At 44.0% G+C, this 15,587-nt stretch carries 17 protein-coding genes, 1 pseudogene and 1 riboswitch; of the genes and pseudogenes, 11 read left to right on the top strand and 7 right to left on the bottom strand.

Translation table 11 applies throughout. From position 1 onward, the window contains the following. Window positions 1-310: 310 nt before the first annotated feature. Complete coding sequence (locus AB4161_RS10590; protein ID WP_372083309.1) at window positions 311-835, bottom strand: DUF3087 family protein; 525 nt, start codon at window positions 833-835, stop codon at window positions 311-313. Between the two features lie 256 nt (window positions 836-1,091). Between AB4161_RS10590 and trmY the strand changes: the two genes are divergently transcribed. Beyond that, window positions 1,092-1,691 carry a tRNA (pseudouridine(54)-N(1))-methyltransferase TrmY gene (gene trmY, locus AB4161_RS10595; RefSeq protein WP_004733046.1) on the top strand — a complete coding sequence of 200 codons (600 nt, stop codon included), beginning with the start codon at window positions 1,092-1,094 and terminating at the stop codon, window positions 1,689-1,691. 103 nt (window positions 1,692-1,794) lie between these two features. Here the strand turns inward: trmY and AB4161_RS10600 are convergent, their stop codons facing one another. After that, window positions 1,795-2,895: a permease gene (locus AB4161_RS10600; protein ID WP_017070391.1), complete on the bottom strand. Its 1,101-nt coding sequence runs from the start codon at window positions 2,893-2,895 to the stop codon at window positions 1,795-1,797. A gap of 233 nt (window positions 2,896-3,128) precedes the next feature. On the opposite strand from AB4161_RS10600, the gene AB4161_RS10605 reads away from it, so the two are divergent. Continuing rightward, window positions 3,129-3,425, top strand: a complete 297-nt coding sequence (locus AB4161_RS10605; protein ID WP_004733042.1) for a helix-turn-helix transcriptional regulator — start codon at window positions 3,129-3,131, stop codon at window positions 3,423-3,425. Continuing rightward, a pseudogene (locus AB4161_RS10610) lies at window positions 3,409-3,938 on the top strand (sigma factor-like helix-turn-helix DNA-binding protein). Before AB4161_RS10605 ends, AB4161_RS10610 begins: the two are co-directional and overlap by 17 nt. A gap of 120 nt (window positions 3,939-4,058) precedes the next feature. Here AB4161_RS10610 and AB4161_RS10615 read toward each other — a convergent pair. Then, a complete protein-coding gene (locus AB4161_RS10615; protein WP_017065874.1) occupies window positions 4,059-4,673 on the bottom strand; it encodes a YitT family protein in 615 nt (204 codons plus the stop codon). A 396-nt stretch (window positions 4,674-5,069) separates the two neighbouring features. Between AB4161_RS10615 and AB4161_RS10620 the strand changes: the two genes are divergently transcribed. From AB4161_RS10620 to AB4161_RS10635, 4 genes are all read left to right on the top strand, one after another. Further along, the gene (locus tag AB4161_RS10620) at window positions 5,070-5,297 is read left to right on the top strand and encodes a hypothetical protein (RefSeq protein ID WP_083190214.1); all 228 of its coding nucleotides are present in this window, start codon (window positions 5,070-5,072) and stop codon (window positions 5,295-5,297) included. 15 nt (window positions 5,298-5,312) lie between these two features. After that, a complete protein-coding gene (locus AB4161_RS10625; RefSeq protein WP_017061697.1) occupies window positions 5,313-6,524 on the top strand; it encodes an MFS transporter in 1,212 nt (403 codons plus the stop codon). 221 nt (window positions 6,525-6,745) lie between these two features. Then, the gene (locus AB4161_RS10630) at window positions 6,746-7,471 is read left to right on the top strand and encodes a sulfite exporter TauE/SafE family protein (protein ID WP_170962367.1); all 726 of its coding nucleotides are present in this window, start codon (window positions 6,746-6,748) and stop codon (window positions 7,469-7,471) included. 78 nt (window positions 7,472-7,549) lie between these two features. Further along, entirely contained in the window at window positions 7,550-7,912 is a 363-nt protein-coding gene (locus AB4161_RS10635) for an MmcQ/YjbR family DNA-binding protein (protein WP_372083310.1), read from the top strand. Between the two features lie 53 nt (window positions 7,913-7,965). Here AB4161_RS10635 and AB4161_RS10640 read toward each other — a convergent pair whose 3' ends face one another. Then, on the bottom strand, window positions 7,966-8,712 hold the full coding sequence (locus tag AB4161_RS10640; RefSeq protein WP_372083311.1) for a phosphatase PAP2 family protein: 747 nt from the start codon (window positions 8,710-8,712) through the stop codon (window positions 7,966-7,968). A 387-nt stretch (window positions 8,713-9,099) separates the two neighbouring features. Further along, window positions 9,100-9,250: riboswitch (FMN riboswitch) on the top strand. Window positions 9,251-9,597: 347 nt separating this feature from the next. On the opposite strand from AB4161_RS10640, the gene ribB reads away from it, so the two are divergent. Together ribB and AB4161_RS10650 are read left to right on the top strand one after the other, a co-directional pair. After that, a complete protein-coding gene (ribB, locus tag AB4161_RS10645) occupies window positions 9,598-10,254 on the top strand; it encodes a 3,4-dihydroxy-2-butanone-4-phosphate synthase (protein ID WP_017054827.1) in 657 nt (218 codons plus the stop codon). A 384-nt stretch (window positions 10,255-10,638) separates the two neighbouring features. Next, window positions 10,639-11,487 (top strand): hypothetical protein, encoded by an 849-nt coding sequence (locus AB4161_RS10650; protein WP_017064918.1) that lies wholly within the window; start codon window positions 10,639-10,641, stop codon window positions 11,485-11,487. 141 nt (window positions 11,488-11,628) lie between these two features. Here AB4161_RS10650 and AB4161_RS10655 read toward each other — a convergent pair whose 3' ends face one another. After that, window positions 11,629-12,282, bottom strand: coding sequence for a cupin domain-containing protein (locus AB4161_RS10655; protein WP_017064919.1), 654 nt, complete (start codon window positions 12,280-12,282; stop codon window positions 11,629-11,631). Between the two features lie 135 nt (window positions 12,283-12,417). Next, window positions 12,418-13,185, bottom strand: coding sequence for an SDR family NAD(P)-dependent oxidoreductase (locus tag AB4161_RS10660; RefSeq protein WP_065584096.1), 768 nt, complete (start codon window positions 13,183-13,185; stop codon window positions 12,418-12,420). 105 nt (window positions 13,186-13,290) lie between these two features. Between AB4161_RS10660 and AB4161_RS10665 the strand changes: the two genes are divergently transcribed. Then, window positions 13,291-13,629, top strand: a complete 339-nt coding sequence (locus tag AB4161_RS10665) for a helix-turn-helix domain-containing protein (protein WP_004733017.1) — start codon at window positions 13,291-13,293, stop codon at window positions 13,627-13,629. A gap of 63 nt (window positions 13,630-13,692) precedes the next feature. Here the strand turns inward: AB4161_RS10665 and AB4161_RS10670 are convergent, their stop codons facing one another. After that, the gene (locus tag AB4161_RS10670) at window positions 13,693-14,598 is read right to left on the bottom strand and encodes a LysR family transcriptional regulator (protein WP_017067750.1); all 906 of its coding nucleotides are present in this window, start codon (window positions 14,596-14,598) and stop codon (window positions 13,693-13,695) included. A 209-nt stretch (window positions 14,599-14,807) separates the two neighbouring features. Here AB4161_RS10670 and AB4161_RS10675 point away from each other — a divergent pair, with 209 nt between their 5' ends. Then, window positions 14,808-15,527 carry an SDR family oxidoreductase gene (locus tag AB4161_RS10675; protein ID WP_050643750.1) on the top strand — a complete coding sequence of 240 codons (720 nt, stop codon included), beginning with the start codon at window positions 14,808-14,810 and terminating at the stop codon, window positions 15,525-15,527. Window positions 15,528-15,587: the final 60 nt, after the last annotated feature.

Below are 15,587 nucleotides of genomic sequence, written 5' to 3' on the forward strand. Positions count from 1 at the left end.
ATTGTTAAAGAGCTTTGCTTGTCGAAACTTTCTTTTTACAAAGAAACCCTTGAAAGCGGACGTGAATTCTAGCGATTTAATCTTAAGTGTCAAACACTTTTTAAAATTAATTTCTTTCGAACTTTCCGTCTTACTGATTACCGCTGAAGCCTTATGGCATCTGCCGTGTCAGTGAGGCGGCATTATAGAGATCATCGAAAACATGGCAACCCCTTTTTTGATAAAAATTCAAAAAACTTGCTTAAGTGGCTACTTTTACGTCAAAAGGCTCTTTCGTAGCTCAAAGCTCATACAATAATGGGTGTATTACTTAAAACTTTGCGATTAGATCTTTCGAAAAAGCCTCTATATCTAGCTCAATGCTCCATTTCTCACTCACTTCTAGGATGTTATCTCGCGATTGCTGAACTGTTTTTATCGTCAATGTGTTGTTGTCTAGGTCGTATACCTGTTTTTGCGTGGTGTAATAGAAATAAAGGATGGTCAGCGCGTCTCGGTCGCCTTGCTCAGCTTTGGGTTGAATACGCTTGAGCTTACGATAGATTTGATTATGGATTTGTTTAAGGTTCCATACATAAAGCGCTTCTTTGAAGTAATCATGCCCTTTCACACGGCTCGCGATAAATGCATTCAATGCGACTGATAAGATCACACCTAATACGTTCAAGTGGAAATTACCTGTCGATTCGCCTGCGATTGATTGCCCTGAACCGAATAGCTCGATCAGTATGGTTCCGAATACAATGGCGAACACTGCGAGTGACCCAACCAACGAAACCAACAGCAGGTTCATCTTCTTTCTATATTCTTCTTTATTGATCTTCTGTAACTTCATCGACTACTTCCTTATGTAAGTCACCTAATAATTTGCGCATACTATCTACGTAAACATTTGGTCGCTTCAACCCTTACCATCTTGTAATGTGGTCATTCTCTATTTAATAAGCAGAGTTCTTCTGGTTGGCGCTATACGCAACTCTATTTGACTTCATTAATAGAAAAGAGTTACATACCGCCACAATTTTGGTTATTCATCAATTCATGTTGATAAAGCCCGTTTCGCTTTATCACATACTGACAAGGTACATTCCATGCGTTCATTTGTATTACGCGCTCGCGCAGCCCCTACAGAGAGCAAACTTATCTTAGAAGGTGTTGGGCAAGATGCTCATACTGAGATTCTGGCTCATACTCTGATGAACACGATCTTCGTTGCTCAATCTCACCGTGAGAATGTCACCGTACACCTTGTATTAGAAAGTACTAAAGACTTTTCACGTACGATCACTTTCGATTCAAATGAGATCACCAACATTGGCGGCTTTCATGAATCGGCATTGTTATCAGCGGTAGTAAGAGCGGTTGACGCTTCTCAAGGCATGACAAAAGAACAAACACGTCAGGTAGAACCGGGCATCACTGTTCGTACGATGAGCTTTGAAAAGTTGGTCAAAGAACTGGCCGAAGACCACCAGCTGTACATGATGGATAAAAAAGGCGACTTTATCCGTGATGCAGAGATTGCGGAAAACCCATGTTTCCTTCTGACTGACCACATCCCTATGCCGAAGAAAAGCTACAACAGCTTAAAGCGCTTAGGGACAGAAAAAATCAGCTTAGGCCCGAACATGCTGTTTGCTTCTCAGTGTGTTGTGTTGATCAACAATGAGCTTGATATTCGCGGTTTCTAATCTCCGAACTAATAGTCTCAACGCAAAAAGAGCTCAACTATGTGAGCTCTTTTTTATTATCTATCTCTTTGTATCAATGGTGTTATCTCGAAATCAGACCTGATTAACCAAAGATGAAGCTGTATAGGAAGCCTGCACCCATCGCCATGCTTAGGATAACGAATAGGAATGCTGCAATCATTTGGTTCTTGAAGATTGATTTAAGCAGGATAACTTCCGTCAAACTTGCACCTGCACTACCAATGATCAATGCCATAACTGAACCCAGCGCCATGCCTTTCTGTACTAGAGCTGCACTTAGTGGGATTACCGCTTCAGCACGAATATACAGTGGAATACCAATCACGGCTGCTACTGGAATCGCATACCACATACCTTCACCAGCGTACTGTGCAATAAGGTCTGTAGGAATGAAGCCGTAGATGAATGAACCAATCGCGATACCCATCATTAGGTAAGGGAAAACTTGTTTAAAATCTTTCCAAGTTGAGAACCAAATTCTCATCCAACGGCTAGGTTCTTTCTTCTCTACGATTTCAGCTGTTGCGCTTCCATCCGCTGAACAGCATGAAACCGTTACTTGTGGCTCTTCTTTTTTAGAATCGCAGCAAGATGTCTCTTTCGCCATTACGGGTGCAGGTTCGCCACATGCACTTGTACCACATGAAGATTCTGCTTTAACCGGTGCTGCTTTCTTAGGAGCAGAGTCACCACAGCTAGTGCCACAGCTTGAAGCTGAACCTGTTGATTCATACGCTTCAGGTTTTACGTAACGCTCAAAGCCAAGCTTCTCAAGTGCGTAACCAGCCACTACAGACACCGTCATTGCTACAAGGAAGTAGAACACAGCAACTTGCCAACCGAAGGTAATCACAAACAAACCAATGATCACTGGGTTCAATAGTGGGCTACCAAATAGGAACACCATCATTGGACCGAAACCCGCTCTTGCACGCAGCAATCCTTTTAAGAAAGGAATGGTCGAACATGAACAGAAAGGTGTAATTGCACCCAGTAGTGCTGCTACTACATAACCCTTACCATTACGTGAGCTCAGGATAGATTGAATCTTTTCTGGTGTAAGGAACTCTTGAAGAATCCCAACAATGTAGCTGATCGCTAAGAAAAGGATAATTAGCTCTACTGCTAAGAAAGCGAACATATCAAGTGCGTCTTTCAGCATTGTTAACATTTCATTGCTCATAATTAACTCCAAACTGGATTGAAGGTCGGGCTCTATGAGAAAAGTAACCAACCCTTAATTTCGAATATTCTCGAATTATAGAAATAAACAGCTCCAGAACAAGCATTATTTCGATAAAAATCGAAATGATTTTCGAAAACACAGTTTTTCAATAACTTACACAGACACCGTTATTAAATTTGAATTCGACATACACTTCGACTAACATCGAAATTAAATCTTGAGGAGTTAATATGAACTTAGAAGTCGTTGCGAAAGCACTTAAAGAGTTGGGGCACCCTATTCGCCTAACCATTTATAAGAGTGTCGTTAAAGCTGGCTACCAAGGCATTGCAGTTGGCGGCCTACAAGAAGAGCTAGGCATTCCCGGTTCTACCTTGTCTCACCACATATCAAGCTTGGCGTCTGCGGGCCTAATCAGCCAAAGACGAGAAGGAAGAACTCTATTCTGCGTGGCGGAGTATGAGTGCCTAGAAGGTGTGATTGATTTCTTACAAGACGAATGTTGCGTAAATGAACAGTGCAACTAATGCACCTTTGAAGCTCGAACAAGTCTGGGCCGAGTATCAGCAAGCATTAAAGTCATTCCTGCATTCAAAGGTCAACAACTCTGCGGATGTAGACGACTTGCTCCAAGATATCTTGATTAAGACCTAGTTAGCCAACAACACCATATCGACTTCTACCGTAAGCATGCACGCCAACAACGTGATAGCCAAATTGATGCTGAAGATCTGTGGTTTACCGATTTAGACCACGACTCTGAATTTAAGCAGAAACTTTCATTGTGTATTGAACCTTTTATTCAGGCATTGCCAGAACAAAGTTCATCGCTACTGCTTGCGGTCGACATCAAAGGCCAAAGCCAAAAAGAGATCGCAGAAGCGCAGAACGTCAGCTATTCAACGGTTAAATCCCGCGTGCAAAAAAGCCGTGCTGATCTTAAGAACCTGTTTGAAGAGTGTTGTAACTTGTCCCTTGATCAACAAGGCAATGTGATTGATTGCGAGCTTAAGCCGAACGCCAGCTGCGGCAAGTGTTAATCGTTACATCGAATCCGTTATTTCAATAGAACAAAGCCAGCAATTAATGCTGGCTTTGTTGTTTTCATAATCTGCAAATCACTCTTTACTTAAGCAAATCTAGAGCTTGAGCGAACCGAACTATGCTGCTTCCGCTTTTACCACAGGTTGATAGCGCCCCGGTTTATGATTCATTGCTAGAATCAAGTTGGTGACTATCGCACCAAGCACAGACAGAAGAACCAATGACACATCAACAATGAACAGAGAAAGCACAACAATCGTGCAGTCTAATGCCATCTGAACCTTACCTGCTCGAATTCCAAAACGTTCTTGTAAGAACAACGCCAGAATGTTGAAGCCACCTAAGCTCATCTTGTGACGGAAAATCACCAGCATGCCGGTACCAATCAAGCCACCACCAAGTAAAGCTGCATACAATGCATGAATTTCGGCAATTTGAATCACGTGATACAAGTGATCCACGGCGAACGAAACAATCGAAACCGCGATAAACGTATTGATTGTGAAGCGCCAGCCCATACGAGCAACCGACAAAATATAGAAAGGTAAGTTAAGTGCGAAGAATACTTGGCCAAAGCTCAAATCTGTTACTTTGGTAATGAAGATCGCTAGACCAGCCGTGCCCCCGGTGAGCAAACCGACTTGGTTGAAAAAGATAACGCCGAGTGAAACCAATGCGCTACCTAAGATCAGTGCCAGTAAGTTTTCGCGAAGATTATGATCTTTATCCATGTGAATGACTCTCCCTGAATCTTTTAACATCGCGTTTCAGTAGTCTTGAAACGATTTATGCCCAAATTTACGATGTTTGACAGATAAGTCGAGTGAACGAGCAATGTTGCTTAGTGATTAGTTTGTATGTTAGTTTTTACAGATTTGTGAAACTTTAAATTAAACAGCTAGTTATAAGCCTTAATTTAGACTTTCATTCTTAATTAGATACTTGTTTCTATTAACTCACGAGCTTCAAGTTTTCTTATTTATTGAGCGCGTTTTATACCAATTCCAATCAAGCGACAATCTATGCATAAAACGCATAGACTACATCACAAATGGTCATTTGATACATACCCGACTCATCACTATGATGCGCGACTTCTTACAACATTGAGCGCATGTCAACACCGTATGTTTTCACAATCTCTTTTTGCCCAACTTGCCAGAATGACGTTATTCCTCGTCATTAGTTTGGTTATTGTGCATCACAGTCAGCCATTGATTGATCTCTTGGCTCAGCATGCCGTAAGCAGTGGTTGCCACCAGCAGTCAGGGCATGATCATTCTGGGCACGAACATCACCATGAGATCACTGACCAACACATGTCAGCGCAAGATCACTCACATCACCACCATTAATTTAAGAGTATTAGAATGAGCATTTTCCGTTTTCCTTTACTGGTATGGCTAGGGATAGGCACACTTATTATCAGTCTAGGGATCAGACAATCATTCGGCATTTTCATGATGCCAATTTCAGAGCATTTCGGCACGGGTCGAGAGTTTTTCAGCTTCTCTATTGCTCTACAAAACTTATTGTTCGGTGTGTTCCAACCTTTTGTTGGTATGGCCGCTGACAAATGGGGAGCAAGACGCATCATTATTGCTGGCGCATGTGCTTACGGTTTGGGTTTACTTCTTACCTCAATTTCTACCGAATCGAGCATGCTTTACGTTTCGTTAGGCGCACTGGTTGGTCTTGGCTTGAGTGCGACAAGTTACGTGATCGTGCTTGGCGCAGTAGCGAAAGTTGTACCAGCAGAGCACGCGGCTAAGGCGTTTGGCTTAACCACGGCTGCAGGTTCATTTGGTATGTTCGCGGTAATTCCGGGCGCACAATACATGCTGAATGAATTTGACTGGCAGAGTGCGATGCAAGTGTTTGGCGTACTGTGTTGTTTGATGATCTCTTTTGCGCTGTTCATGCGAGCGCCTAAAGCAGCCTCAAACAAACAAGCTCAAGCTGAAGAGAACCAAACACTCAAAGAAGCGTTGTCTGAAGCGTTTGCTCACAAAGGTTACTGGTTGATTCACGCGGGCTTCTTCGTGTGCGGTTTCCACGTAATGTTTATCGCAACGCACTTACCGAGCTATTTAGCAGATAAAGACCTACCCGCGAGCAGCGCTGCGATGGCACTGGCTTACGTTGGCATCTTCAACATCTTTGGGTCTTACTTCTGGGGTGTAATGGGCGACAAGTTCAGCAAACGCCACGTTATGTCTGCACTGTACTTAGTGCGTACTGTGGTTATCGGTGCGTTTGTGACTCTGCCTGTGACTGAATCAACCGCGGCTATCTTCGGTGCGGCCATTGGATTCTGTTGGTTGGGTACAGTTCCGCTAACGTCTGGCTTAGTTCGTCAGATCTTCGGTGCCCGTTACCTATCAACGTTGTACGGCTTGGTATTCTTTACTCACCAAGTGGGTAGCTTCTTAGGCGCTTGGGTGGGTGGTCGTATTTACGATTACTACGGTTCTTACGAGCCAATCTGGTGGTCAACGGTGGTGCTGGCATTTGCAGCAGCACTTATCCATTTACCAATCAATGACAAGCCCATTGAGCGACTGAAATTGGCAATGGCTTAACGTTTTATGCTGACTCCCCCACTAGCGTAAACAAGTCGTTCCAATAAAGCGAGTGAGTATTGAAAGGAAGCATCCTGAGATACTCACTCGCTTTTTTGTTGGTCGTTATAGTAGAAATTATAACTAGCGAAACTGGCATAAAGCTCACTGAATAATAAGACTATTATTTTAGTTTTCATTTATAGTATCCACCCGCTCCTTTAAAACTAATCCGCAGGCTTATGGAATACATAGATCAGACTGTCCTTATCGCAATGACACTCATTTTTGTCGGCTCGTTTGTGCAAACCGCAATCGGCTTTGGTTTGGCCATTGTTGCAGCCCCACTGCTGTTTTTGGTCTCTCCAGATTATGTGCCTGCGCCTATCTGTTTGATCGGTCTGTTTATCTCGTTATTCAACGCTTTTAAACATAGAGCAAATATCTCTATTGGCGGATTAAAAATCGCATTGCTGGGCCGTATTCCTGGGTCACTGGCAGGTGGTGCTTTGTTGGTGATGGTTTCAACGAGCGTGTTATCACTATGGTTGGGCTTATTGGTAGTATTTGCCGTGATTGTTAGCCTACTGCCCTTTAGACTCGAACCAACCCCAACTAAGATGGGTATTGCGGGGTTCTTCTCTGGGTTCTTTGGCACCAGTTCTGGTATTGGTGGTCCACCGATGGCACTGCTACTCCAACACCAAGATGCCAATCAGCTTCGTGGTAACCTTTCTGCGTTTTTCGTGTTTAGTTCGATCATTTCGTTGGTTGTACAGATCCCAATTGGCTTCTTCACGCTACACCACTTGATCATCACTATACCTTTGCTGCCTGCTGCTTGGTTGGGTTACAAAGTGGCGTTAATGACGACACAAAGCATCCCTAAAGAGAAGATACGCATTGGTTCATTACTGCTATGTTCTCTCAGTGGCTTTACGGCAATCTGGCAGGGTTTAGCTGGCTAGTTATTGGCGATAAAGACAAGAAGAAGAGAGACATCTTAGAAAACCAACACAAACACCCAGTAGATAAAAGGACGCTCTATGACTTACGACGAATTCAACGCATTCTGCGAGTCACTGCCTGCAACCAGTTATGTGATGCAGTGGAATAACTCTCACGTTTGGAAAGTAGGTGGCAAGGTGTTTGCGATTGGTGGTTGGGGACAGAAAGATGAGCCTGCGTTTATCTTCAAGGCGTCCGATCAGAATTTCGACTTTCTCAAAGAAGAGCTGGGCTATAAACCCGCACCCTACTTTGCTTCACGCGGTATGAAATGGATTCAGCTGTTTGAAAGCACGCCAGAAAGGGATGAGGAGCTGAGATACTATCTCATTGAGTCACACCGAATTGTGTCCTTAGGTCTAACCAAAAAGAAACAAGCAGAGCTAGGGCTCAATCAGTAGCGTGTATTACGTACTGCTAATCTGAGCCCTTCTTTTGCAGTGAGGAAGGATCCCTAAGAAGTCTGTTTCAAAAATGCAGGTAAATAGCGTTCTATTTTTTGCTCTGAGATAAGCGGCACCAATAAATAGATCAAACCCGCAAAGGCAATAGATCCGGCTAAGTCTTCTGGTCGATGCATGCCAAGCCAAACACGGCTATAGGCGACACCACCAGCCCAAACCAGTAAACCGCCGACTAGATAAAAGCGTTTCGCCTCTAGGAGAAGACCACCAAAGAACGCCAAACACACACCGACGAAAATCATATGTCCAGATGGGAAAGAGTAGTCGGTTTCACCCAACCAGTGACGCGTTCGCCACTCGCTCACCTTATCTTGTACAGACTCAATCGCAGCATTCTTTTCAACCAATGGTAATTCGTAAAACACTTCCGGCATATCAACCACTTCCTGCGTCACCAAATACTCAGAATAAGGACGAGGGCTCTCAGTGGAATGCTTTAAGAAGGTTTTCGCTGCAAAGCTAAGCACCAACAACAAGCCGAGCTGCAGACAAAGACTGACTAACTTAGCTTTAGAAAACTTCATCGTGAGCAGGACTAAAGACAAAACAGCGAGCGTGACCAAGAACCCTTGATTGCCCGCCGAGTAAGTCACAAACGTCATAAAAGCACCGTAGAAAGGCAGAACCGCACTTCCGAGGTCGAAGTCAGATCCAAAGATCAAAAAGGGTATGAGGGAATACAAACTTAGAACGAGCAGTAATAAGCCTTTGGATTTGTTAGAGAACAGAGAAGTCATGGCTAAGATCTTTTAGATAAAGTGATCGGATGCTATCGCAGCTTAGCATCGTCAATATCAATTTTATGTCAAAACGGTCAGTCAGCCGTCATGGTGTAACAATATTCGATTAATGGACCTCTTGAGTATTGATTCGGTGAACAGCCACGACAGCACCAATAATGTTCAACATCCATTTATGTTCATAGAGATAGCAAAAACCACTGAAACCAGACGAAACAAAGGCATCACCCCACTAAGTAGACTACCGGACGCGTTCTGCTGATAAAGTGAACACTTACCGGATTATAAAGCCAGAATCTTAAAAACTTTGCTGTCAGTCCTTTAAATCCACTATTGAAAGGATTACCATCTGGTCTGCTTTCAAAAGCAAAACAGATTATTAATTTTTATTCTCAGGGCGGGGCGAAATTCCCCACCGGCGGTATGTCCTTAGCAAAATCTAAAGATAAGCCCGCGAGCGCTCGATTCGTCGAGGTCAGCAGATCTGGTGAGATGCCAGAGCCGACGGTTATAGTCCGGATGAGAGAGAATGAAAACACACTCGTTTAAGTTGGAAAGGCGCGCCCATTTATTGGGTTCATGCTTCCAACTTAGACGGGTGCATTTCGTTTTGGATAAAACCATAATGAGCTAATACCAATCACAGTAAATAAATGATCAGAGATAGCGCAGGAAAAACGCTTGAGAACAAGGCAAAATTTTTCGATAAGTAGTTATTCTACAGTCAAAAATTCTAACGCCGTTATCAAGGGTTTTAACCAGCTAGAATGACCAGTTGTTTACTACGATTGGTACAAGTTACTTGTAATGAGTAGGCTTTGTTGTGCTCGGTTGAGATCCCTCATACAGCCCTGATTCTGGTGATATTTTAGGAGTTTAACCATGAATCAGTCTTCACTACTTGCCGAATTTGGCGAACCAATCACTCGCGTTGAAAACGCACTGCAAGCTCTACGCGAAGGTCGTGGCGTACTTCTACTTGACGATGAAGATCGTGAGAACGAAGGCGACATCATCTACTCAGTAGAACACCTGACGAATGCTCAAATGGCGCTTATGATCCGCGAATGCAGCGGCATTGTGTGTCTGTGTCTAACTGACGAGCAAGCGAACCAACTTGAACTTCCACCTATGGTTGTTGATAACAACAGCGCAAACCAAACTGCGTTTACCGTCACTATCGAAGCGAAAGTTGGTGTAACAACAGGTGTTTCTGCCGCTGACCGTGTAACAACGATCAAGACAGCGGCCAATCCAACAGCTAAGCCTACTGACCTTGCTCGCCCTGGCCACGTATTCCCATTGCGTGCTCGTAAAGGTGGTGTACTTGCTCGTCGCGGCCACACAGAAGGTACAGTAGATCTTATGCAAATGGCTGGTCTTCAATCTGCCGGTGTACTTTGTGAAGTAACCAATCCGGATGGTACGATGGCAAAAGCGCCAGAGATCGTTGCTTTCGGCAAACTACACAACATGCCAGTACTGACCATTGAAGACATGGTGATGTACCGCACTGAGTTCGACCTTAAGCTTGCATAACGTTTAGCCCTCAATGCTAAACACTTAGTCGTTAAGTCAACTACACTGCGAAGTGAACATTGAAAGGCCTCACTCTTACTGCTTTTAGAGTTAAAGCATATAGGGTGAGGCCTTTTTAATTTCCGTAGCTTGAAACGAGCCTGAAATGGATCGCCAAAGTGTCTCTACTTACCGAAACCTCCCCAACCTATCGTTAGAAAAGCGTAACCTCTCAAAAAATCCTGCAAAATATGAGAAACATTCACTCGAATGGTGAAGTCATGCACCATCATTGATCATCCATAATTACAGGGAAATCATAAGCAACTGAAATATAACACTTATTTATTTTGGCACGGTGTCTGCACTACCACTAAGTAGGTATACAAATATTAGGAGTTGAATATGTTTGTAGTTATTTCAGTGGGTTTATCCCTATTAGTACTTGCGGCCCTGTTTCATTTCTCAAGGAAGAGACAAACAGCGCTATCACACAGGTTTGAAACCTTAGTTCTGCTTAGAGAATTATTGTTGTTATCACGCAAACATCGCGCGGCAACGCACTATGCTCTAGCTTATAAGTTGTCTAGCGACTCGATTCGCAAAGTGAACGAGATTTACGACAACATACTTGAAGTATCTGAACTGCTTCAGTCCCATGTGTCGTTTGATAGCCGCCCTATGTATCGCATCTATCACCTCAAGCTCATCGCCATGCACAGCGACTGGCAAAACCGTAGCTTGGTGCGTAACCAATCGATTCATGGCAAAACGATACGTCACAGCATGTTCTTAATGGATGAAGTGATGATCATCTGGCTTATTCAGTCTGAGCGAGAAGACATGAGCCGTGAGTATCACATGAATTGGCAACAGATCTTAGACTGCATGGAGATCCTGACCAAGTTACGCATGTGCATACCTGATATGGAGAAGCCTGAGGAGTACGCGAGATTCAAATTCTACGCCTCTCAGACACACAGAAAACTCAACCAGTTATCGATTATCTGCCCTCTTAGTAGTGGGTCACCGGTTTGTACGCGAGCGATGCATGCACTCTCAGAGATCGCATCAAGTAACGAAGCGACCCAACCGGCAGATAGCATGTACGAATTAACCAGTGATATCTCTAGCGTCGTGTCGCAAGTTTACGACCAAGTATTATCCGATATTACGAGAAGCTTGTATCAGCCTTTACCAGACGTAAACGAAAAGGTAATAAATACCCGATTATCCGTACATCATTACATGTAAAGACTTCGTGAGAGGAGAGCGTGCTGGAACTCTGAATTATTGAGTTCAAATCCGATATCACCATTGATATCGGATTTTTGTATTTATGGGCTTATATATTTATTTGGTTCTATTTTAGGGCGAGACATATTGAGCATTCCTTTAATCCAATGGCAGATGCCCTGTTTTCACTAGGATAACCGTCTCTTCTTCCACATAAGGAAAATGCTCACTCATGTGTGGGCTGCGCATCCATGTGTGTTTTGGATACTCACCATGTTCGTCTTTAAAGGTGCCAGAAAGTACAAATATCTCTTCACCGCCAAAGTGGCGATGCGGCTGAAAACGTTCGCCAACCGGCCACTTCACTAACGCGACATGCTCGTGTTCGAACTCATGCAGTGGCATCACTTGTAAGCCGCCAATACCCTGAAGCCATTCTGTTTCCAAAGTATTAATACGAACTTGAGTTAAGTCTCTCGCGTCAAACTGGTTGAGCTTAACCAAGATCGTACAGCCATTTTTGCTGGATGGGGAATGCGCGCTGCCCGGCGGATTACGGATATAAGTGCCCGCTGGGAAATCTCCGGTTTCATCAGAGAACACACCCTCTAATACGAAGATCTCTTCACCTTGCGGATGTGGGTGCTCAGAAAACGAAGAGTCAGGATCGTACTTCACCACGCTGGTCGTGTGGCCCGATTCTTTCTCTTCTCTTTCAAGTGGCTTACGCCAAACCCCTTTAGCAGGGCTTGCGACCCAATCTAATGTCTCGGTTTCTATAACCAGTCTCTTTGAAAAGTCCATATTGAACATAATGGCGACCTTACTCTTGTTATCGTTTTAATTATTATTGTTGTCTTTCTCGTTTCTATTCTACGCGAATACTGATCAAGGAGGCTATCTCGCTGCTATTTTGCCTGCGCGATAGCCACCTAAAAAGAATCCTAATTAATTGCGGCCAGCAATCACTCCGCCATCAACATCCCAGATTGCACCCGTTACCCAATCTGCACTGTCTGACAGTAGGAAAGAGATGCTATTAGCGATGTCTTTCGGCAAACCTACTCGACCAATAGGATGGAACGCGTTGAAGCCTTCTAGCGCTTGATCCACTTCTTCAGGTTTGATGAAAGATTCGTAAATCGGCGTTTTAACAACAGCAGGAGAAACCGCATTCACGCGAATGTTGTAGTCCGCAAGCTCCATCGCCATGTGCTGTGTTAAAGCGTGCAAGCCAGCTTTTGCCATTGAATACGCAGAGGATGGTGTCGCTCTAATAGCTTGTTTGGCCCACATAGAGCCTACATTTACCACGTTTCCGCCACCGTTTTTGATCATCAACTTGCTGACAGCTTGAGTGATGAAGAAGGTTGCTTTATTGAGCTGCATGTATTGCTCGTAATCAGATTCTTGGTGTTCAATAAACGCTTTAGGGTTGAAGTAACCAGCCGCATTCACAAGGTAACCAATACCTTCTTCGAGCGACTCTAAATGCGTAATAAGACGAGACACACTTGCATCATCATAAAGGTTAGCTTGCCAGCCTGAAGCATGACCGAGCGATTGCAGCTCTGACACCGCTTTATCTAACTTAGTTGGGTTATTGCCGACCACCAACACATGGATGTTTTGAGCGACTAACTGCTTCGCTGTTTCAAAGCCCATACCACTTGTGCCACCGATTACTACTGCAATACCATTTTTAGTGAAGTTCATTTTGTTATCTCCTAAGTCATGTGAACGTGGTAATCTTAGGCTTTGAACTAACACTATGAATAGTAAGTACAAATCAGTTAGGTAGGTACTTATTGGTACATCTTTATGAAAAATCAGGAAAACTTTTTTTCAAGAAAATCAGCACCAGAGCGCTCAGCTCGCATGGTCGAAACCATCTACGGCTGTAAATGGTCGCTAACGGTTTACCAATTACTGGCAAATGGCATTAATCGCCCCGGTGAAATGGTGCGCTCAGTAGAAGGGCTATCTACAAAGGTATTGAATGAATGTTTGAAGCGAAATGTAGAATTTGGAATTTTAGACAAGCAAATGTTCAACGAACTACCACCAAGAGTTGAATACCAAGTGACGCCGTTCGGCGAGAAGTTCTTGTTGATTCTAGACCAGCTGGAAAACCTACAAAACGAAATCGACGAGATGTAAGTTTGAGCCAGTCCAACTATTGCCAAAAACAGCAGACAGAAAAAGGAAGGCAACAAGCAGCACTTAGCTCACTGGCATTTGCTCAAAGCGACCTTTTACAAAATCAATGAAGGTTCGAATTCGGCTCGGTTGATAGCGGTCTCGATGGTAGATCGCTGAAAAGTCGACTTTCGGCACTATCCACTCATTAAACACCTGCTCCAATTGCCCATCATTGATCTCTTGCAAGCAATAGATGGTTGGTACACGAATAATTCCGTTGCCCGATTTCGCGCCCTGTACTAACACTCGCCCATTCTTACATTGCAGCCTACCCGTCACATGAACATCGACTGTTTTCTTGGTGTCATCCAAAGCTTGAAAGCTCCACTTACGCACCGATCCCGTTAAGCAATCATGGCGGATCAGATCTTTAGGATGGCTTGGCTTCCCTTTGCGAGTGAAATACTCAGGGCTCGCGAGTGTTCCCATTTCAATATCCAATAGCTTTCTTGCGATAAAGCCCGCGTCTTCTAAGCTCCCCATACGAAAAGCGATATCAAAGGCGTCTTCAATCAAATCGACTCGGTTACTACTGAAATCAAGGCTGATGCTGATGTCTGGGTAGAGCTGCATAAACTCATTGACCAAATCCGCGATGATCACTTCACCCAAATAACCGCCAACACAGTTTACTTTTATGTCGCCACGTACTTCTTCGACATCATCCACAGCAGCAATCAGAGCTTGGTCTATATTATCTAAGGCTTGTTCACATCTCGCGTACAGATCTTGCCCAGCGTGAGTCAGCCTTAAGGTTCGAGTGGTGCGGATAAACAGTGTCACACCCATCTGCTTTTCTAGGCTGCTCACTTGGCGTGATACGTGGGAGCGCGACACATCCAACTCCTCCGCCGCTTTGGTGAAATTACCTAAACGAGCGATCAGCACGAAAGAACGAATATCAGACAGGTTAATTTGATTAAGCATAGTCGCCAGCTTACTAATGGAGTTATGAGATAGACGCTTTATTGTTGCACCACAGCAACAGTGTTTCAAGTAAAGCGCTATATATCAACAATGCTATTTTCCTTAATATACCTCCATCGCAACGAAGCAAGACAACAAACACTTGATTCGAATGCACTTAAACAATACGTCGTAGCCAACCGACGCAATAAAAGTACAGAGGAAATAAAATGAAAAAACTAATCGTAATTACAGGTGCAAGCTCTGGTATTGGTGAAGCAATCGCTCGTCGTCTAAGCGATGAAGGTCACCCTCTGCTACTTTTAGCTCGCCGTATTGACCGCCTTGAAGCACTGAACCTACCAAATTCACTGTCAGTGAAAGTAGACGTAACAGACAAAGCGTCTTTTGATGCGGCAATCGCACAAGGTGAAGCGAAGTTTGGCCCTGTAGATGCGCTTATCAACAACGCAGGTGCAATGCTTCTTGGCCAAATCGATACTCAAGACGCTCAAGAGTGGAAGACAATGTTCGACGTGAACGTAATTGGTCTTCTAAACGGCATGCAATCTGTACTTGCTCCGATGATGGAACGCAACACGGGTACTATCATCAACATCAGCTCTATCGCGGGTAAGAAAACATTCCCAAGCCACGCAGCTTACTGTGGCACTAAGTTCGCGGTACATGCTATTTCTGAGAACGTTCGTGAAGAAGTGGCCGCTTCAAATGTTCGTGTTACGACTATCGCACCAGGTGCTGTAGAGACTGAACTTCTGTCTCACACTACCTCTCAAGAGATCAAAGACGGTTACGATTCTTGGAAAGAAGACATGGGCGGCGTACTGGCAGCTGACGATATTGCTCGCGCGGTATCATTCGCTTACCAGCAACCACAGAACGTTTGTATCCGTGAAATTGCTCTAGCGCCAACTAAGCAACAGCCATAGGCCTTTGCCATCGCTAATAAATAAGCGATGAACTAAAAAAGCGCCACGACTTAACAAGTC

This window comes from Vibrio sp. 10N.286.51.E5 (assembly GCF_041469125.1).
Classification (GTDB): Bacteria; Pseudomonadota; Gammaproteobacteria; order Enterobacterales; family Vibrionaceae; genus Vibrio; species Vibrio crassostreae_C.